Genomic DNA, 18,886 nt, shown 5'->3' on the forward strand with positions numbered 1-18,886 from the left:
AGAACAGCGGGTACCGGAAGTCGCCTTCCAGTACCCGCCATTCAGACCGTCTCCGATAGTACGTTTAGAACTTCGGAGTGGAGTTGGGCCACCAGTACACGGCAGAGATGGAGCCCTGACCGGAGTTGTCGCCGCTTGCGGAAATTGCGGCTCCAGCGGACAGACCCGCGGCTGCGATGGCTCCGGTGACGAGGAGCGTTGCAAGGATTTTCTTCATGAAGGACTCCTGTTACGTAAGTGGCTTGTGAGACTCATGTGATGCGAGTTCAGTATAGAGGCATTGGACACGCCGTGAGGGCAACAATCTTCGCAACTCGTAAAAAATCATGCTATTCGCGCGAAGTTGATCGATTCCTGCGCGAAAACTGCGCGGCTCCTGCTTTTATGGCGTGGCCGGATCTACTTCTCCGGCAACGGATAATGGAGTCATGCCATTGCACTCCGTTTCGCCGTTATACGCCGCCGCTGAATTTCGCGCATACGAGCACCGGACCAACCATGCCTTCGTTCAAGCAGCCCGCAGCGCCCACGAAGCGGCCAATATTGCCCGTAGCGAAGGCGACATGGATGCCTGGTGGAACATGACTTTCGTCCAGGCCGAGAATCTCCTGGACGCGGAGGAATTTGACGCCTGCGCGGCACTCGCCTCTGACCTCGTTGGCGGCCCGCACTCCACCATGGAACCGCAGGCCAAGGCGCTCACCTACATTCTGGTGGCCAAGGCCAGGCAGGGCGCTGGCTTGCTGGAAGAAGCCGCGAAAGCTGCCCGGGCGGCGTCCCTCCTAGTGATGGACCACGACGACATCGAGATCCACGTCAAGGCCCGCCAAGCACTGATCGCAGCACTGGCAGACAGCGGAAGGCTGGATGAGGCGTGGACTGAGTGTCTTGAACTGGCGGAAGTGGTTGCCGCCGAAGTCGACGACCAAGTTATCGGCAAGGTCTACTGGGTCATCGGAAACGTCGCATTCCTCTGCAACAAAGTGCAGGAGGGTCTTGACTATCACGAGCTTGCGGCGGCGACTTTTTCCCCGGCAAGGAATCTCGACGTCTGGGCAAAATTCAACAAAGCATCCGCTGCCATGCGCCTCGCGGCGGACGTCGCAGACGCCGACACCCTGCGCTGTATCGAACGCGCAGAGCTGGCCACGGACGTGGTAGGCGGAAGCGTCAGCGATTTGCTGCTGCTGAGGCTCAACCGCGGGCACTGGACGTTTCTGGCAGGCGACGTGGAGGAAGCGATCCAGATCCTGGAAAGCATCTGCGTTGAGGTGGACAATACCGGGCCCCAAATTCTCGGCGAGGCGTGCCTATTGCTCGGAAGGGCCAAGGCCGCTACGGGTGACCATGATGCCGCTCAGGAGCAACTTCTGAAGGCGGCCGACCACTTCGAGATGGCCGGCGCCCACCACCGCGCGGAACAGGCCCGGGGGTATCTCGCAGACCAGGCCTGAGCTCGCCGCGCTGACTCTGAGCCCTCTGGTTCCAGTGAGGGGCATGCCCTCCGGGTTCCGCAGCGGATGGACATAGCGGGACTACGTCCAGTGGCTCTGCCTAGGACTGGGCATGTCCCGCGGTGGGAGCCGCGGCGGGGGCGCGCTTGCGACCCAGGAACACCGCGGCGCCGCCGGCCACCAGGCTCAGCACCAGCAGCACCCAGCCTGCGACGGTGAGCCCCGAGGCCAGGGCAACCTGGCCGGCGTCGACCGTTTCCGCGGACATCATCGAGTCGATGGCCGCGTTGCCCCACAGCCGGACGGCCGCGAACAGCAGGGGCACGGCCCACAGCGCCCAGCGCAGCCCCTTGCGTGCCACGTTTATGCCGATGAGCAGCAGCCAGGTGAAGCCGAAGATCAGCGGGAAGAGGGTGCCGGCCGTCTTGTGCACGTAGTTGAGCTGGCCCCGGGCAGCCTCATCCATCGCGAGGCGCAGTTGCTCCACAAAGCCCAGATCGAAGCCCCCGACTAGGGAGTCCGGCATGGCCAGGCCGCCGCTGAGCTGGGTGAGCTGGTTCAGGGTGAGCAGGTGGACGTACCAGAACAGGAACAGGCTCACCACGACACCGGCGATCAGGATCAGGTTGCTGTTGTTCTGGGCCTTCTGCGGGGTCCGGCTGGTGCTGGGGTTGATCACCGACGGCAGATGATGCTGGGGGACGACGGCGTTGGCGCCGTGCTTCTTCATTCGCTGTGCGGGTGTCTTGGCCATGGCACCATTATCGCCCGTGCCGACCGGGAGGCGGGCGCGGCCGGGCGCCGGCCGGACTGGCGCCTGTTCACTGCCGGCGGGCGCCGATAGGCTGGAGCGCGTGACCGAACTAGGAAAGCACCGGCTCGGCCGGCACAGCACCGCTGAACTCAACCCCGCCTTGGACGACTATCAGCTCGCCGAGGCCCTCGTGCGCGAGGCCGGGACCCTGGCGCTGCTTATGCGGCAGGCAGGGCTCGAAGGCCGGCAAAAGACATCCGTTTCCGACGTCGTCACGGCCGCGGACCACGCGGCCGAGGCCTATGTGCTCGAACAGCTCCAGCGCTGCCGGCCCGACGACGGCATCCTCGGCGAAGAGGGCGCCTCCGTGGCGGGCACCAGCGGCAGGACCTGGGTGATCGACCCCGTCGACGGGACCTACAACTTCCTGCACGGCTCCACGTACTGGTGCTCCGCCATTGCGCTCAAGGACCCTTCCGGGGTGCTCCTCGGCGGGATCTACCAGCCGGAGGAGGACAAACTCTGGCTCGGCGGCACAGAGCGCCCCTCCACGCTCAACGGCGAACGGCTGACCACCTTCGGGCCGGACGGCGTTCCGGGCGGTCGTTCCAACACCCCGTTAGCCGAACTTGGTGCCGCAACCTACATCCACCCCACCTGGCTCGCCGACCCGATGTGCGCCATGCCGTGGCACGCCGCCGCGACCTCAGCCGCCGCGCTGCGCATGTTCGGCTCCGGGTCCTGTGACCTCGGCCGGGTGGCCGACGGCGGGCTGGGCTGCTGGTTCCAGCACAGCTGCCCGGAGTGGGACTGGCTGCCGGGCCAGGCGATTGTCCTAGCGGCCGGCGGCGCCGCCGACGTCGTCCGGGTCAACGGGCTCGACTGGTTCATGGCCGGGGGTTCGACGGCGGTCCGGGAGCTCCGCGCCGCCCTGGAATCCGGCTCCGCGGGTTAAGTCCGGGCGGAGAACACCCCCGCCCTCGGCACATGCCTAGTCCTCGCTTCGCCCTCCGGGGGACATGCCAAATCTTCGCTTCGCCCGCCGAGGGACATGCCCATTATTGGCCGCGGAGCATGGACATACTGCCCTTATGCCCAGTGGCCGCGGGCAGGGGAGGGCATGTCCCGCGGGGTGCACTGGGAAGGCCGGGGGACATGCTCATTGTTGGTGGCGGGGCATGGACATGGTGGCATTGTGCCCAGTGGCCGCGGGCAGGGGAGGGCATGTCCCGCGGGGGCGGACGCCGGTGTCAGTGGCACCGCCTAGACTTGTTAACACCATGGATATGTTGTTTGACCCCTACGCCGACGGACCCTTCCAAGCTGCCACGAAGACGGCGGCGAGCACGAAAGCGCCTGCGGGAACGGGGACTGCGACCCTGCACTCCGCGGGAAATGCCGGGCCCCACGGCGTTCACGGGCCTAACCCTGCAGGGGACGCGGACCACCACCGGCTCCCGGGCGCGGCCGAGCTGCTCGAGGGACTGAACCCGCAGCAGGAAGAGGCCGTCAAGCATGCCGGCAGCGCCCTGCTGATCGTCGCCGGCGCCGGATCTGGCAAGACCCGGGTGCTCAGCAACCGGATCGGCTACCTGATCGCCACGCGGCGCGCCCACCACGGCGAGATCCTCGCCATCACCTTCACCAACAAGGCCGCCGCCGAAATGCGGGAGAGGGTCGAAGCCCTCGTAGGCCCCCGGGCCAAGACCATGTGGGTCTCCACCTTCCACTCCTCCTGCGTCCGGATCCTGCGCCGCGAAGCCAAGAACGTTGGCCTGAACTCCAACTTCTCCATCTACGACTCCGCAGACTCGCTGCGCCTCATCACCCTCGTGGCCAAGAACCTGGACATCGACCCGAAGCGCTTCGCCCCCAAGGCCATCCAGCACAAGATTTCGGCGCTCAAGAACGAACTGATCGACGCGGACAGCTACTCCTCCAGCGCCAACCACAACGACCCCTTCGAACAGTCCGTCGCCGAGGTGTTCAAGGGCTATACGCAGCGGCTGCGCCAGGCCAACGCCATGGACTTCGATGACCTGATCGCCGAGACGGTCTACATGTTCCGCGCCTTCCCCGCGCTCGCCGAGTCGTACCGCCGCCGTTTCCGGCACGTTCTCGTCGACGAATACCAGGACACCAACCACGCCCAGTACGCCCTGGTGCGCGAGATCGTGGGCGAAGGCCCCGGCGCGGCCGAACTGACCGTTGTCGGCGACTCGGACCAGTCCATCTACGCCTTCCGCGGCGCCGACATCCGCAACATTGTGGAGTTCGAGAAGGACTACCCGGATGCCCGCACCATCAAGCTCGAGCAGAACTACCGCTCCACCCAGACCATCCTCAGCGCCGCCAACTCGGTCATCTCCCGCAACCCCAACCGGCCGGAGAAGCGGCTGTGGACCGCGGAAGGCGACGGCGAGAAGATCGTCGGCTACGTCGGCGAGAACGAGCACGACGAGGCCCAGTTCATCGCCAAGGAAATCGACCGGCTGCAGGACGAGGGCGATCTGCGCCCCGGCGACGTCGCGATCTTCTACCGCACCAACGCCCAGTCCCGCTCGATCGAGGATGTCCTGGTCCGCGTCGGACTGCCCTACAAGGTGGTCGGCGGCACCCGGTTCTACGAACGCAAGGAAATCAAGGACGCGCTCGCCTACCTGCGGGTCCTGGTCAACCCGGACGACGACGTCAACCTGCGCCGCATCCTGAACGAGCCCAAACGCGGCATCGGCGACCGGGCCGAAGGCGCCGTGGCTTCCCTCGCACAGCGCGACCGGATCTCGTTTATGGCCGCGGCCCGCCGCGCCGACGAGGCGCCCGGGATGGCCACCCGTTCGGTCAACGCGGTCCAGGGCTTCGTGAAACTCCTCGACGACCTCGCCGAGGTCGCCTCCGGATCCGGCGCGGCCGCCGCCCTGGAGGCCGTCCTGGAACAGACCGGCTACCTCGCCACCCTGCGCTCCAGCACCGACCCGCAGGACGAGTCCCGGGTGGAGAACCTCGCGGAACTCGTCGCCGTCGTGCGTGAATACGAGCGCGACAACCCCGAGGGTTCGCTCGGGGCCTTCCTGGAGGGGGTCTCCCTCGTCGCCGACGCCGACCAGATCCCGGACGCCCCGGCCGGGTCCCCCGACCAGCTGGCCGCCGCCGTCGCCGAAGCCAAGCGGCTCGGCGTCGTCACCCTGATGACCCTGCACACCGCCAAGGGACTCGAGTTCCCGGTGGTGTTCCTGACCGGCATGGAGCACGGCCTGTTCCCGCACCAGCGCTCCGCCACCGACCCCAAGGAACTCGCCGAGGAACGCCGGCTGGCGTACGTGGGCCTGACCCGGGCACGGAAACGCCTCTACCTGACCCGCTCCGAGGTGCGCAGTATGTGGGGCCAGAGCCAGTACAACCCCGCCAGCCAGTTCATCGAGGAAATCCCGGCCGAGCTGGTCGAGTGGAAGCGCGAAGGCTCCACCCGCCAGGCCGGCGGCTGGGGCGGCGGGGCCTCCATCGGCTCCAGCCGGTACGGCGGATCCTTCTGGGGGGCCGGCACGGCCCGCGGAACCGAGGCCAGCCCGTCCGCGGGTTTCAACGCCGACGTTCCCGCCGCCATCGCCAAGAACCGCGTGCAGCCGCAGAAGGAAATCGTCGCCGTCAGTGTGGGCGACAAGGTCAACCACACAAGCTTCGGCAACGGCACTGTGCTGGCCGTCGAGGGCGCGGGGGACAAAATGGTCGCGAAGGTGAAGTTCAGCATCGGCGAAAAGCGGCTCCTGCTCCGGTACGCCCCGCTGACCAAGATCGACGCCTAAACTCAGGCATGAAAGTTTTGCTGGCCAGCCAGGCCATCGCCGGACACTTCAATCCCATGACCGGCATCGGCGTCCGTCTGAAGGACGAGGGCCACGAGGTCGGCTGGTACACCGGCCGCACGTTCGCGGGCAGGCTGGACGTGCTGGGCATCCCGCACTACCCGTTCGACCGCGCCATTGAGCACACCGGGGACAACCTCAACGAGCTCTACCCGCAGCGCGCAAAACTCAAGGGACCGATGGCCATCCGGTTCGACGGGGAGCGGATCTTCGCCAGCAACGTCGGGAATTTCTTCGAAGACATCCGGGACGTGCACCAGCGGTTCCCGTTCGACGCCGTCGTGATGGACAGCAGCATGTTCATCCAGCGGCTCGTCGCCGTGGTGCTGGACAAAACGGTGGTCAGCGTCGTCGCCATCGGCAACATGGAAAGCGATCCGCTGGTGCCGCCCTTGTTCTTCGGCTTCTCCCCGGCGCGTACCCCGGCCGACAAGATCCTCCATGCCGGCGCGCGGCTGGTCTCGGAGCAGATCGTCACCAAACCGGCGCGGACCAGCTACGCGCGGCAGCTCCGGGGCTACGGTCTCGTGACCCCCAAGGGGACCCCGATCACCGACGAGACCTACCGGTGGTCGCACGCGATCATCCAGACGGGCACCGCGTCGCTGGACTTCCCGCGGCGGAACATCAACCCGAAAGTCCACTACGTTGGCGCGTTGCTGCCGTACCGGGCGGCCGTTGACCCGGCCGCGACGACCGCTCCAGCCTCCGCGGACGCTGCCGCCGCGGACATCCGGCAGCCGACGGCGGCGCACGGAACCTACCGCCGGACCGTCGTCGTCACCCAGGGAACCGTTGACAACAGGGACCCGGCCAAACTGATCATCCCCACCATCGAGGCGCTGAAAGACACGGACTCGCTTATCGTCGTGGCGAGTGGCGGTGCGAACACCGAAGCTCTGCGACGGCGGTATCCGCAGCCCAACGTGGTTGTCGAGGACTACGTCGACTTTGCCCGGGTCTTTCCCTTCACGGACGTGTTCGTCACCAACGGCGGATTCGGCGGGGTGCTGTTGAGCCTGTCCCACGGCGTTCCCCTGGTGACGGCGGGACTCAACGAGGGCAAGAGCGACGTCAATGCTCGGGTGGCATACGCCGGCGTCGGGGTGAACCTCAAGACTGAGAACCCCAGCGCCGCTGCGATCCGCTCCGCCGTCGACACCGTGCTGGGCGATCCGGCCTGGCGGGAACGGGCGCAGGCGATGCGGGGGCAGTTCGAGGCCGACGACAGTGTCGGCGCCGCCGTCGAGGTCATCAAAGCCGCCGTCGCGGGCTGACGCAGCACCCGGAAGCCCCCGGCATCGGGGCTGACGCCGACAGCCGCCGTTGCACGCCGTCCCTGCAGGCATAATGGAGCCCATGCGACGGACACTTCTGGGGATCCTGGCCGCCCTCATCCTGCTGGCGGCCACGGCGTGCACCGTCACGCACAAGGACCCGGACTATGTCCCGCCCGCACCGCTGCCTGCCCTCGAGCAGCTCACGCAGGCGCCGCTCGCCGATGCGGCCACGTATGCCGTGGGCCAGGACATCCTCAGCTTTGTCACCGACGACCGGAACGTCGTCTGCTCCCTGACCTCGGCCCGCGGCGAGCACGTGAACCTGCCGTATGAGCAGAACGGCTATGCCGACCCCGCCAACAACAAACTGGCGACCGTCCCGGTGGCGCACTGCGAACTGGCGGCCTACCCCGCGCCGGCCGCGAAGGACATCACGGACGACTGCGGCGGGACGGGCCTGGGATACCTCGGCGGCGCCGCGCTGCTCACCCCAGAGCACGCCGGCTACGGCGAATGCCGCTCCGGCGTCACACAGCAGGAAGCCGAATCCGGGCCCCGGGGAAGCCGCAAGGGCCCGATATCCGAGCTTCCCGTCCTCGGCGAGGGCCAGAACCTGGAGCGCAACGGACTGCGCTGCTCGGCCTACAACGGCGGAGTCGCCTGCGGAAACGTCTCCGCCGGCGTCGCATTCTTCGTGTCGCGCGAGCGTTACGAACTGATCTCCGACGCCGGGAAAACAGCCACCCAGGCACCATCAGAGGCCCCAAAAACCCCGTAATCTAGGGGTTTTTCTACGCTCCATAGAATAGTGTCCTTACTCACATAACGGGTACTCTGGGACAGGCCCCTCCCAAGGAAGGGCTAGAGTTCGAAAGAGGAGCATTGCGCCGTGTGGCTCGTTTCCAAGCCAGTCGCAGGGTGCGTTTATTCCGCAGCCCGGTAACCGCGATAACGTGGGGTCCGGCTGTACAGAAACTACTTCGACGTAGAAGGACACTAAACCGTGGACCTGTTTGAATACCAGGCGCGCGATATGTTCGAGGCGCACGGTGTACCCGTGCTTGCTGGCATCGTGGCGCACACCCCTGAAGAAGCAAAGGCAGCTGCCGAGAAAATCGGCGGCGTAACTGTCGTAAAGGCGCAGGTCAAGGCCGGAGGCCGCGGCAAAGCCGGCGGCGTCAAGGTCGCCAAGACCGCTGACGAGGCGTTTGAACACTCCACCAACATCCTCGGGATGGACATCAAGGGTCACACCGTCCACCGCGTGATGATCGCCCAGGGTGCGGACATCGCCGAGGAATACTACTTCTCCGTTCTTCTGGACCGGGCCAACCGCAACTACCTGGCCATGTGCTCGGTTGAAGGCGGCATGGAAATCGAGCAGCTCGCCGTTGAGCGCCCCGACGCCCTGGCCAAGATCGCGATCGACCCGGCCGTCGGCATCGACCAGGCCAAGGCCGACGAAATCGTCGCCGCCGCAGGCTTCTCCGAGGAACTGCGCGGCAAGGTCGCCGGCGTCATCCTGAAGCTCTGGGACGTTTTCAAGAAGGAAGACGCCACCCTCGTGGAGGTCAACCCGCTGGTCCTGACCGGCGCCGGTGACATCGTTGCCCTCGACGGCAAGGTCTCCCTCGACGAGAACGCCGGCTTCCGCCACCCCAAGCACGCGCACCTTGAAGACAAGGACGCTGCTGACCCGCTCGAGGCCAAGGCCAAGGCGCAGGACCTCAACTACGTCAAGCTGGACGGCTCCGTCGGCATCATCGGTAACGGTGCCGGCCTGGTCATGTCCACGCTCGACGTCGTCGCCTACGCCGGCGAGAACCACGGCGGCGTCAAGCCCGCCAACTTCCTGGACATCGGCGGTGGAGCTTCCGCCGAGGTCATGGCAGCAGGCCTCGACGTCATCCTGGGCGACCCGCAGGTCAAGTCCGTCTTCGTCAACGTCTTCGGCGGCATCACCGCCTGTGACGCCGTCGCCAAGGGCATCGTCGGTGCCCTGGCCGAGCTGGGCCACTCCGCGAACAAGCCGCTGGTAGTCCGCCTCGACGGCAACAACGTTGAGGAAGGCCGCCGCATCCTGGCCGAGGCCAACCACCCGCTGGTTACCCTGGCCGCCACCATGGACGAGGGCGCCGACAAGGCTGCCGAGCTCGCCAACGCAGCGAAGTAAAGGGACTCGACTATGTCTATTTATCTGAACAAGGACTCCAAGGTCATCGTCCAGGGCATCACCGGCGGCGAAGGCACCAAACACACCGCCCTGATGCTGAAGGCCGGCACCAATGTCGTCGGCGGCGTCAACGCCCGCAAGGCCGGCTCGACCGTCCTGCACGGCGACACCGAGATCACCGTTTTCGGCACCGTCAAGGAAGCCATGGCCGAGACCGGCGCTGACGTCTCCATCGTCTTCGTCCCCCCGGCCTTCACCAAGGACGCCGTCGTTGAGGCGATCGAGGCCGGCATCGGCCTGGTCGTCGTCATCACCGAAGGCGTGCCGGTACAGGACTCTGCAGAGTTCTGGGCCCTGGCACAGTCCAAGGTCGACGCCAACGGCAAGCAGGTCACGCGCATCATCGGACCGAACTGCCCCGGCATCATCACCCCCGGCGAGGCCCTCGTGGGCATCACCCCGGCCAACATCACGGGCAAGGGCCCCATCGGCCTCGTCTCCAAGTCAGGCACCCTGACCTACCAGATGATGTACGAACTGCGCGACCTGGGCTTCTCCACCGCCATCGGCATCGGCGGCGACCCGGTCATCGGCACCACCCACATCGATGCGCTCGAAGCCTTCGAGGCTGACCCGGAAACCAAGGCGATCGTTATGATCGGCGAAATCGGCGGCGACGCCGAAGAGCGTGCCGCCGACTACATCAAGGCACACGTCACGAAGCCGGTTGTTGGCTACGTCGCAGGCTTCACCGCCCCGGAAGGCAAGACCATGGGCCACGCAGGCGCCATCGTCTCCGGCTCCGCGGGCACCGCCCAGGCCAAGAAGGAAGCCCTCGAGGCTGCCGGGGTCAAGGTCGGCAAGACGCCGTCCGAGACCGCCAAGCTCCTGCGCGAGGTCTTCGCAACCCTCTAGGGCCGAAGCACCACCCAGCACCAACACAACGCGGGGTCATCTCCGGCCCGTCCCACTCGCTGGGATGGACCGGAGGTGACCCTGCGTTGTTTGTTTAAGCACGACGGCGGCAGGCCACCTTCCCCGGGGAGGTGGCCTGCCGCCGTCGTGCTTTCCCGCTTAGCCCGTTCTGCCGGGGCCGGGCCTCAGACTTTGGCGCCGGCCAGGAGTTCGTCGAGCCGTTCGTAGCCTTCGGTCAGCCCGCCTTCCATGCCGGACTGCGCCATGCCGTCGCGGGCCTCCATGCTCGGATAGACGCCGTGGGCCTTCAGCCGGGTGCGTCCGCCGCCGAGATCCTCGAAGGTGAGGAACTCGATGCTGACGACGTCCGGGTAGCCGTCGAACTCGAAGGTCTGGATGGCGAAGTCGTTTTCCCGGACCGTGTGGAAGACGCCGTTGAAGCCGTAGGCGGCGCCGTCCGGTCCCGTGTGGGTGTAGCGGTAGCTGCCGCCGGTCCGGAAATCGTAGTGGTCGATGTCCATCTTCAGCCGCCGCGGGCCGAGCCACTGGGCGACGAGGGCGGGCTCTTTGTGGGCCCGGAACACGTCGGCGACGGGAAAGTCGAACTCCCGCTCGCAATCGATGAAGGGCAGTCCCTCCGGGACACTGAGTTTCAGGGCGTTGGTCATGATGACTCCTCTGCCGGTGTGCCGCGTGCCGCGGCGTTTGATTGGAGCACGGCGTCCAGGCTGCGGAACTGCTCCTCGCGGACCAGCCGGTACTGGTCGATCCAGGCGGTGAGCGCCTCCAGCCGTGCGGGGTTCAGGTGGACGGGCCGGCGCTGGGCGTCACGGGTGCGCGTGACCAGCTGCGCCTGCTCGAGGACCTGGATGTGTTTCGAGACCGCCTGCTTGGTGATCGCGAAAGGTTCCGCCAAATCATTCACGGTGGCCGGGCCCCGGCTGAGCCGGGAGATGATGCGGCGACGGATCGGATCGGCGAGGGCCAGGAAGGCCAGGTCGAGCTGATCGTCGTCGCGTTCGTCCACTGGGTGCCCACCTCCCGTCCCGGATTCAACAGTGAATCTGTTCGTCAACTGCTAATCAACCGCGTAATGAACCTGTGTTCAATCGCGTAATCAACCACATCATTGATCAATCTCTAGGTTGTTAACGCTACGCCTGGCCCCCGGCCCGCGCAAGAGTCCGGTGCGGGGTTGCTGCGCGCCCATCCCGCGACCCTGGGCGGACGCGCAGTGACCGCGCGCCGCTGTTGGCCGCTCTTGCGTCGGCGATTCGAGCTTTGTTAGTATGTCAGGACAAACTAATGAAGGAGTAACGAGTGCCACTCGTGCGAATCGACGTCAACCAGGGCCGGACCCCGGAGCAGCTCCAGGCGCTCAGCCGGGGAATCCACGACGCTATTGTGGCCGAATACGGCATTCCGGAGCGGGACTATTTCCACGTCCTGACCGAACATCCCGCGGGGCAGATCCTGGCCCAGGACGCTGGCCTCGGCTTCGAGCGGACGCCGGACGTGGTGATGATCCAGATCTTCACCCAGGCCGGACGGAGCCAGGAGGCCAAGGAGTCGCTGTTTGCCGCCATTGCGGAAAAGCTGGCCGCGGTCGGGGTCGCCGGCGAGGACGTGTTCATCGGCTATGTCGAGAACACTGCGGGGGACTGGTCGTTCGGTTTCGGCCGGGCGCAGTACGTCACCGGCGAGCTGGGTGTGCCCAGCAGATAGCCCGCCGTGGCGTATCGGCTGCCGCCAAAAACGGCCGCGACGTGCGGGCATTTAGCCCCTCAGTGTCAAGTTGTAAATATGTCAGTACAAACCTTTGACAGTACATGGATTCTAGGGCAGAGTAGTGGATGTGGCCCGGCTCACGCCGGCTTCCTAAGCACCGAAGCTCAGGCTGCGCAAAGGTACCGAGTTCACACCAGAAAGGTCCGCGATCACCGTGACCCACGAACTGCTCACGATCGGGCGCATCAGCGTTGATATCTACCCGAACGACATCGGGGTGGATCTGGAGGATGTCACGTCCTTCGGAAAGTACCTTGGCGGATCACCGTCCAACGTCGCGGTCGCCGCCGCCCGCCACGGCCGCCGCACCGCTGTCATCACCCGCACCGGCGACGACGCCTTCGGCCGCTACCTGCACCGCGAACTGCGCAAGTTCAACGTGGACGATTCCTTCGTCACCGCGGTCAAGGAATGGCCCACCGCCGTCACGTTCTGCGCGATCAAGCCGCCGGAGGACTTCCCGCTCTACTTCTACGGGCGCTTCCCCACGGCCCCGGACCTGCAGATCAACGCCGAGGAGCTGGACCTGGAGGCCATCAGGGATGCCGGCATCTTCTGGTCCACCGTCACCGGCCTCTGCCAGGAGCCCAGCCGCACCGCCCATCTCGCGGCCCACGAGGCGCGGCCCCGCACCGGGCTGAAGCCCGGCCAGTTCACCATCCTGGACCTCGACTACCGGCCGATGTTCTGGGCCTCCGAAGCCGAAGCCCGGGAACAGGTCGCCAGGATCCTCCCGCACGTCACCGTGGCCATCGGCAACGACAAGGAATGCGCCGTCGCCGTCGGCGAAGGCACCCCGGACGAACAGGCGGACCGGCTCCTCGCGGCCGGCGTCGAGATCGCCGTCGTCAAACTCGGCCCGGAAGGCGTCATGGCCAAAACCCGCACCGAGCGCGTCGTCTCCGCCCCGGTGCCGGTGGAAACCGTCAACGGCCTGGGCGCCGGCGACTCCTTCGGCGGAGCGTTCTGCCACGGGCTGCTCTCCGGCTGGCCGCTCGCCCAGGTCCTCGACTTCGCCAACGCCGCCGGCGCGCTGGTCGCCTCCCGGCTGTCCTGCGCCGACGCGATGCCGACGCCGGACGAAGTCACCGGCCTGCTCGCCGAACGCGGCCGTCTCGTACCGGGCACCTACGCCACCGAAGGAGCAACCCTGTGAGTGTCAACCCCGCCGCCGCCACCCTCGCGGTGGACGATGATCCCCGCCGCTACGAACACCTGAGCATCATCCGGCTCGAGGACCCCGACGCGATCGCCCGCGCCGCGAAGGCCCGCCGCCGCCACCCCGGCGTCAAGGCCGGCAAGCAGAACTTCATCGTCGCCGCCGACCACCCGGCCCGCGGCGCCCTCGCCGTCGGCAGTGACCCCGTGGCGATGGCCGACCGCCGGCAGCTGCTGGACCGGCTCCAGATCGCCCTGGCCAATCCCGACGTCGACGGCGTACTGGCCTCCCCGGACATCATGGACGACCTGCTCCTGCTCGGCGCTCTCGAGGGCAAGCTGCTCTTCGGCTCGATGAACCGCGGCGGTCTCTCCGGGCTGGTCAACGAACTCGATGACCGCTTCACCGGCCACACCGCGGCCGCCCTCGAGGCGCTGGGCGCCGACGGCGGCAAGATGCTCACGCGCATCTGCCTGGGCGACCCGGACACCGTGGCCACCCTGGAAGCCACCGCCAAGGCGATCGACTCCCTTGCCGGGCGCAAGCTCATCGCGATGGTCGAGCCGTTCCTGTCCCTCTGGGAGAACGGCAGGGTCCGCAACGACCTCTCCACCAACGCCGTCATCAAATCCGTCGCGATCGCCGAAGGCCTTGGCTCCACCAGCGCCTACACCTGGATGAAGCTCCCGGTGGTGGCCGAAATGGAACGCGTCATGGCGTCCACCACAATGCCCACCGTGCTCCTCGGCGGCGACCCGGACAGCAGCCAGGACGACGTCTTCGCGAGCTGGGAAGCAGCCCTCGCGCTGCCGGGCGTCCAGGGCCTGACCGTCGGCCGGACCCTGCTCTACCCGCAGGACGGCGACGTGGCCGGGGCCGTGGCAACCGCCGCCTCGCTGCTGCACCACACCGCATCCGCCCGCCCCGCATCCGCCCGCGCCGCAGAAGTATCGGAGTAACGTCCCATGGGAACCAGAACTGCCTCAGGAACACGCAGAATGACCGTCGCGCAGGCGGTCGTGGAATACCTGTCCCAGCAGTACACCGTCGATTCGATCGGCGGTGTGGACTTCCGCGAACGGCTGATCCCGGGCACCTTCGGGATCTTCGGCCACGGCAACGTCGCCGGCGTCGGCCAGGCCCTCAAGCAGTACCAGCAGCTCGACCCCACGATCATGCCGTACTACCAGGGCCGGAACGAACAGGCCCAGGCGCACCAGGCCGTCGGCTACGCCCGGCACACCCGGCGCCGGCAGACCTTCGCGATCAGCACCTCGATCGGGCCGGGGTCCTCGAACCTGCTCACCGGCGCCGCGCTGGCTACCACCAACCGGCTGCCCGTGCTCCTGCTGCCGAGCGACACCTTCGCCACCCGCGCCGCGGACCCCGTCCTGCAGCAGCTTGAGCAGCCCTACGCCTACGACATCACGGTCAACGACGCCTTCCGTCCGCTGTCCAAGTTCTTCGACCGCGTGAACCGGCCCGAGCAGCTGTTCTCCGCGTTCCACCACGGCCTCCGGGTGCTGACGGACCCGGCCGAGACCGGCGCCGTGACCATCTCGCTGCCCCAGGACGTCCAGGCCGAGGCCTTCGACGTGCCCGGGGAGTTCCTCGCCGAACGCGAATGGCGGATCCGCCGCCCGGACGCCGACGACGCGGACATCCGCCGCGCCGCCGACGCCATCCGCGCCGCCAAACGCCCGCTCATCATCGCCGGCGGCGGCGTCCTCTACGCCTACGCCAACGAGGAGCTCGCAAGGTTCGCCGAGCTGACCGGCATCCCGGTCGGCAACACCCAGGCCGGCGTCGGCGTCCTGCCCTGGGACCACAAGTTCTCCCTCGGTGCGATCGGCTCCACCGGCACGACGGCGGCCAACGCCATCGCCGCCGACGCGGACCTGATCATCGGCATCGGCACCCGCTACGAGGACTTCACCACCGCGTCCCGGACCGCGTTCCAGAACCCGGACGTGAAGTTCATCAACATCAACGTCGCCGCGATCGACGCCTACAAGCACGGCACCTCCCTGCCGATCGTCGCGGACGCCCGCAAGGCCCTGGTCAAGCTGAACCAGGCCCTCGGCGGCTACCGGATCGGCGCGGACCTGGAGCAGCGGATCGCGGCCGAGAAGGCCCGCTGGGACGCCACCGTCGACGAGGCCTTCGACACCCGCTTCACCCCGCTGCCGGCCCAGAACGAGATCATCGGCGCCACGAGCCGGGCCATGGACGCCCAGGACGTGGTCATCTGCGCCGCCGGGTCCCTCCCCGGGGACCTGCACAAGATGTGGCGCGCCCGGGACCCGTTCGGCTACCACGTCGAATATGCCTATTCCTGCATGGGATACGAGATTCCCGGCGGCCTCGGCGTCAAGCGCGCGGCACTGGCCGAAGCCGCGAGGGGCGGGGCGCAGCGCGACGTCGTTGTGATGGTGGGGGACGGTTCCTACCTCATGATGCACACCGAACTCGTCACCGCCGTCGCCGAACGGATCAAGCTGATCGTGGTCCTGATCCAGAACCACGGCTACGCCTCGATCGGCTCGCTCTCCGAATCGCTCGGCTCCCAGCGCTTCGGCACCCAGTACCGCGCCCTCGACGAGGACCAGCACAGCTTCGACGACGGCGAGCGGCTCCCCGTGGACCTGGCGCTGAACGCCGAAAGCCTCGGCGTGAAGGTGATCCGGATCGAACCGGGGGAGAAGGTCATCGCCGAGCTGGAACAGGCCGTCCGCGACGCCAAGGCGGCGCCCGAACGCGGCGGCCCGATCCTCATCCACGTTGAATCCGACCCGCTGCTGGACGCCCCCAGCTCCGAGTCCTGGTGGGACGTTCCGGTCTCCCAGGTCTCCGAGCTCGACTCCACGAAGCAGGCCTTCCAGACCTACGTCGACCACAAGAGCCGCCAGCGCAAGCTGCTCGGCTGACCCCGGCTTCCTCAGCCACCCCAGATCCCGACCCCCAAGGACATTCCATGAGCACCCTCACCACCACCAAAACCATCCACCACTTCATCAACGGCGCTGAGTCCGCCGGTGACGGAACCCGCACCCAGCCTGTCTACAACCCCGCCACCGGCGCCGTCACCGCAGAGCTGCGGCTGGCCAACCGGGCGGACCTGGACGCCACCGTCGCCGCCGCCCGCGCCGCCGCCGACAGCTGGGGCGACATTTCCCTGGCCAAGCGCACCAACGTGCTGTTCAAATTCCGCGAACTTGTCGCGGCCCACGTCGACGAGCTCGCCGAACTGATCACCGCCGAGCACGGCAAGGTCCTCTCCGATGCCAAGGGCGAGATCGGCCGCGGCCTGGAGGTCATCGAGTTCGCCTGCGGCATCCCGCAGCTGCTCAAGGGCGACTACTCGGATCAGGTCTCCACCGGCATCGATGTGTTCTCGTTCCGCGAACCGCTGGGCGTCGTCGCCGGCATCACTCCGTTCAACTTCCCGGTCATGGTGCCGCTGTGGATGGCGCCGATGGCGATCGCCACGGGCAACGCCTTCATCCTCAAGCCCTCCGAGCGGGATCCCTCCGCCTCGATGCTGCTGGCCAAGCTGTGGAAGGACGCGGGCCTGCCCGACGGCGTCTTCCAGGTCCTGCACGGGGACAAGGAAACCGTCGAGGGCCTCCTGACCCACCCGGACGTGGACGGCATCTCCTTCGTCGGCTCCACCCCGATCGCCCAGTACGTCCACGAGACCGCCACCAAGCACGGCAAGCGCGTCCAGGCCCTGGGCGGCGCGAAGAACCACGCCATCATCATGCCCGACGCCGACCTCGACAACGCCGCGGACCACCTCGCCGCGGCCGCCTTCGGCTCCGCGGGGGAACGGTGCATGGCCATCTCGGTCGCCGTCGCCGTCGGCGAGGCCGCCGACCTGCTGGTCAAGAAGGTCGAGGAGCGCGCCCTGGCCGTCAAGGTCAACAACGGCACCGTGCCTGACGCCGAAATGGGCCCGGTCATCACCCCGGCGTCCAAGGACCGCATCGTGAAGATCGTCACCGAAGCCGAAGCCGCGGGAGCGGCGATGGTGGTGGACGGCCGCGACCTCGTCGTCCCCGGCCACGAGGACGGCTTCTGGGTCGGCCCCACCGTCCTGGACCACGTCAAGACCGAAATGACCGCCTACAGCGAGGAGATCTTCGGACCCGTCCTCGTCGTCGTCCGCGTCGAGGACCTGGACGCCGGCATCGCGCTGATCAACGCCAACCCCTACGGCAACGGCACCGCCATCTTCACCTCCTCCGGCGCCAACGCCCGCAAGTTCCAGCGCTCCGTCACCGTCGGCATGATCGGCATCAACGTCCCGCTGCCCGTCCCGGTGGCGTACCACTCCTTCGGCGGCTGGAAGGCCTCGCTCTTCGGCGACAAGCACATGTACGGCCCGGAGGGTGTGTCCTTCTACACCCGTGGCAAGGTGGTCACCTCACGCTGGCCCGAACCCACCCACGCCTCCGGCGCCTCCTACAACTTCCCGTCCAACTGAGCGTCCCGACTACCCCCAATCGACTGCTCCGCAACCGCCGTTTTGAGCGTCCAAAACGGCACCTGCGGAGCAATCGATGAGAAGGAATGGCAATGACTGAGAACAAGCTGATCATCGGCACCGCGCCGGACTCCTGGGGCGTCTGGTTTCCGGATGACCCCAGGCAGACCCCGTGGGAACGGTTCCTCGACGAGGTCGCCGAGTCCGGCTACAAGTGGATTGAACTGGGCCCCTACGGCTACCTCCCCACCGACCCCGCACGGCTCGCCGAGGAGCTCAAGGCCCGCGACCTGCAGATCTCGGCCGGCACCGTGTTCACCGCCTTCCACCGCGGCCTGGACCAGTGGGAAACCGCGTGGGAACCGGCCCGCAAGGTCGCAGAACTCACCGCCGCGATGGGCGGGGAACACATGGTGGTCATCCCCGCCATGTGGCGCGACGACGTCACCGGCGAGGCCGTGGAAAGCGGCGAGCTCACCGAGAAGGCCTGGGCCGACCTCTTCGCCGGGCACAACCGCCTCGGCAAGACCCTGCTGGAGGACTTCGGCCTGAAGCAGCAGTTCCACTCCCACGCCGACTCCCACGTCGGCGCGCAGGAGGACATCGAGACCCTGCTCGGCGCCACGGACGGCCAGTACCTCAACCTGTGCCTGGACACCGGGCACGCCGAGTACTGCGGGGCCTCGAGCCTGGAGCTGATCAAGAACTACCCGGACCGGATCGGCTACCTGCACCTCAAGCAGATCAACCCGGACATCCTCAGAAAGGTCAACGCGGAAAACATGACCTGGGCCGCCGCCAACCTGGCCGGCGTGATGACCGAACCGCCGAACGGCCTGCCGGACCTGCGCGCCGTCATCGAAGCCGTCGAGGCGCTGAACCGGCCGATCTTTGGCATCGTGGAGCAGGACATGTACCCCGTGGCCTTCGACGTCCCGATGCCGATCGCCAAGCGCACCCGGAACTACCTGCTTTCCTGCGGCTCCCGCACCGCCGTCAACTAGACGTCAACCA

The 18,886-nt window shown here is 67.1% G+C and carries 17 protein-coding genes; 13 read left to right on the plus strand and 4 right to left on the minus strand.

Annotated elements, in window-relative coordinates; genetic code table 11:
- Positions 1-64 precede the first annotated feature (64 nt).
- A complete protein-coding gene (locus AC06G6_RS03680) occupies positions 65-217 on the minus strand; it encodes a hypothetical protein (RefSeq protein ID WP_479826458.1) in 153 nt (50 codons plus the stop codon).
- 211 nt (positions 218-428) lie between these two features.
- On the opposite strand from AC06G6_RS03680, the gene AC06G6_RS03685 reads away from it, so the two are divergent.
- Positions 429-1,454 (plus strand): hypothetical protein, encoded by a 1,026-nt coding sequence (locus AC06G6_RS03685; RefSeq protein WP_479826462.1) that lies wholly within the window; start codon positions 429-431, stop codon positions 1,452-1,454.
- A gap of 100 nt (positions 1,455-1,554) precedes the next feature.
- Here the strand turns inward: AC06G6_RS03685 and AC06G6_RS03690 are convergent, their stop codons facing one another.
- Positions 1,555-2,208, minus strand: a complete 654-nt coding sequence (locus AC06G6_RS03690; protein ID WP_479826464.1) for a hypothetical protein — start codon at positions 2,206-2,208, stop codon at positions 1,555-1,557.
- 100 nt (positions 2,209-2,308) lie between these two features.
- Here AC06G6_RS03690 and AC06G6_RS03695 point away from each other — a divergent pair, with 100 nt between their 5' ends.
- The 6 genes from AC06G6_RS03695 (at position 2,309) to sucD (ending at position 10,439) form a co-directional block, all read left to right on the plus strand.
- Entirely contained in the window at positions 2,309-3,163 is an 855-nt protein-coding gene (locus AC06G6_RS03695) for an inositol monophosphatase family protein (RefSeq protein WP_479826466.1), read from the plus strand.
- A 331-nt stretch (positions 3,164-3,494) separates the two neighbouring features.
- Complete coding sequence (gene pcrA, locus AC06G6_RS03700) at positions 3,495-6,011, plus strand: DNA helicase PcrA (RefSeq protein WP_479828524.1); 2,517 nt, start codon at positions 3,495-3,497, stop codon at positions 6,009-6,011.
- 8 nt (positions 6,012-6,019) lie between these two features.
- A complete protein-coding gene (locus tag AC06G6_RS03705; protein ID WP_479826468.1) occupies positions 6,020-7,348 on the plus strand; it encodes a glycosyltransferase in 1,329 nt (442 codons plus the stop codon).
- 73 nt (positions 7,349-7,421) lie between these two features.
- Complete coding sequence (locus AC06G6_RS03710) at positions 7,422-8,129, plus strand: hypothetical protein (RefSeq protein ID WP_479826470.1); 708 nt, start codon at positions 7,422-7,424, stop codon at positions 8,127-8,129.
- 225 nt (positions 8,130-8,354) lie between these two features.
- Complete coding sequence (gene sucC, locus AC06G6_RS03715) at positions 8,355-9,524, plus strand: ADP-forming succinate--CoA ligase subunit beta (RefSeq protein WP_307463594.1); 1,170 nt, start codon at positions 8,355-8,357, stop codon at positions 9,522-9,524.
- A 12-nt stretch (positions 9,525-9,536) separates the two neighbouring features.
- Positions 9,537-10,439 carry a succinate--CoA ligase subunit alpha gene (gene sucD / locus AC06G6_RS03720; protein WP_307463597.1) on the plus strand — a complete coding sequence of 301 codons (903 nt, stop codon included), beginning with the start codon at positions 9,537-9,539 and terminating at the stop codon, positions 10,437-10,439.
- A 185-nt stretch (positions 10,440-10,624) separates the two neighbouring features.
- Here the strand turns inward: sucD and AC06G6_RS03725 are convergent, their stop codons facing one another.
- Together AC06G6_RS03725 and AC06G6_RS03730 are read right to left on the minus strand one after the other, a co-directional pair.
- Positions 10,625-11,107: an SRPBCC family protein gene (locus AC06G6_RS03725; RefSeq protein WP_479826473.1), complete on the minus strand. Its 483-nt coding sequence runs from the start codon at positions 11,105-11,107 to the stop codon at positions 10,625-10,627.
- The gene (locus tag AC06G6_RS03730; RefSeq protein WP_479826475.1) at positions 11,104-11,466 is read right to left on the minus strand and encodes an ArsR/SmtB family transcription factor; all 363 of its coding nucleotides are present in this window, start codon (positions 11,464-11,466) and stop codon (positions 11,104-11,106) included. The genes AC06G6_RS03725 and AC06G6_RS03730 overlap by 4 nt, the downstream gene beginning before the upstream one ends.
- A gap of 293 nt (positions 11,467-11,759) precedes the next feature.
- On the opposite strand from AC06G6_RS03730, the gene AC06G6_RS03735 reads away from it, so the two are divergent.
- From AC06G6_RS03735 to AC06G6_RS03760, 6 genes are all read left to right on the plus strand, one after another.
- Positions 11,760-12,164 carry a tautomerase family protein gene (locus tag AC06G6_RS03735; protein ID WP_479826477.1) on the plus strand — a complete coding sequence of 135 codons (405 nt, stop codon included), beginning with the start codon at positions 11,760-11,762 and terminating at the stop codon, positions 12,162-12,164.
- Positions 12,165-12,381: 217 nt separating this feature from the next.
- The gene (gene iolC, locus AC06G6_RS03740; RefSeq protein WP_479826479.1) at positions 12,382-13,383 is read left to right on the plus strand and encodes a 5-dehydro-2-deoxygluconokinase; all 1,002 of its coding nucleotides are present in this window, start codon (positions 12,382-12,384) and stop codon (positions 13,381-13,383) included.
- Positions 13,380-14,345: a Cgl0159 family (beta/alpha)8-fold protein gene (locus AC06G6_RS03745; protein ID WP_479826481.1), complete on the plus strand. Its 966-nt coding sequence runs from the start codon at positions 13,380-13,382 to the stop codon at positions 14,343-14,345. Before iolC ends, AC06G6_RS03745 begins: the two co-directional genes overlap by 4 nt.
- A 39-nt stretch (positions 14,346-14,384) precedes the next feature.
- Positions 14,385-16,313 (plus strand): 3D-(3,5/4)-trihydroxycyclohexane-1,2-dione acylhydrolase (decyclizing), encoded by a 1,929-nt coding sequence (iolD, locus tag AC06G6_RS03750; protein WP_479826483.1) that lies wholly within the window; start codon positions 14,385-14,387, stop codon positions 16,311-16,313.
- A gap of 47 nt (positions 16,314-16,360) precedes the next feature.
- Positions 16,361-17,872 carry a CoA-acylating methylmalonate-semialdehyde dehydrogenase gene (locus AC06G6_RS03755; protein WP_479826485.1) on the plus strand — a complete coding sequence of 504 codons (1,512 nt, stop codon included), beginning with the start codon at positions 16,361-16,363 and terminating at the stop codon, positions 17,870-17,872.
- A gap of 92 nt (positions 17,873-17,964) precedes the next feature.
- Positions 17,965-18,876, plus strand: a complete 912-nt coding sequence (locus AC06G6_RS03760) for a sugar phosphate isomerase/epimerase family protein (protein WP_479826487.1) — start codon at positions 17,965-17,967, stop codon at positions 18,874-18,876.
- Positions 18,877-18,886 lie beyond the last annotated feature (10 nt).

The sequence above is a fragment of the Arthrobacter sp. CJL-S3 genome, from assembly GCF_056711635.1.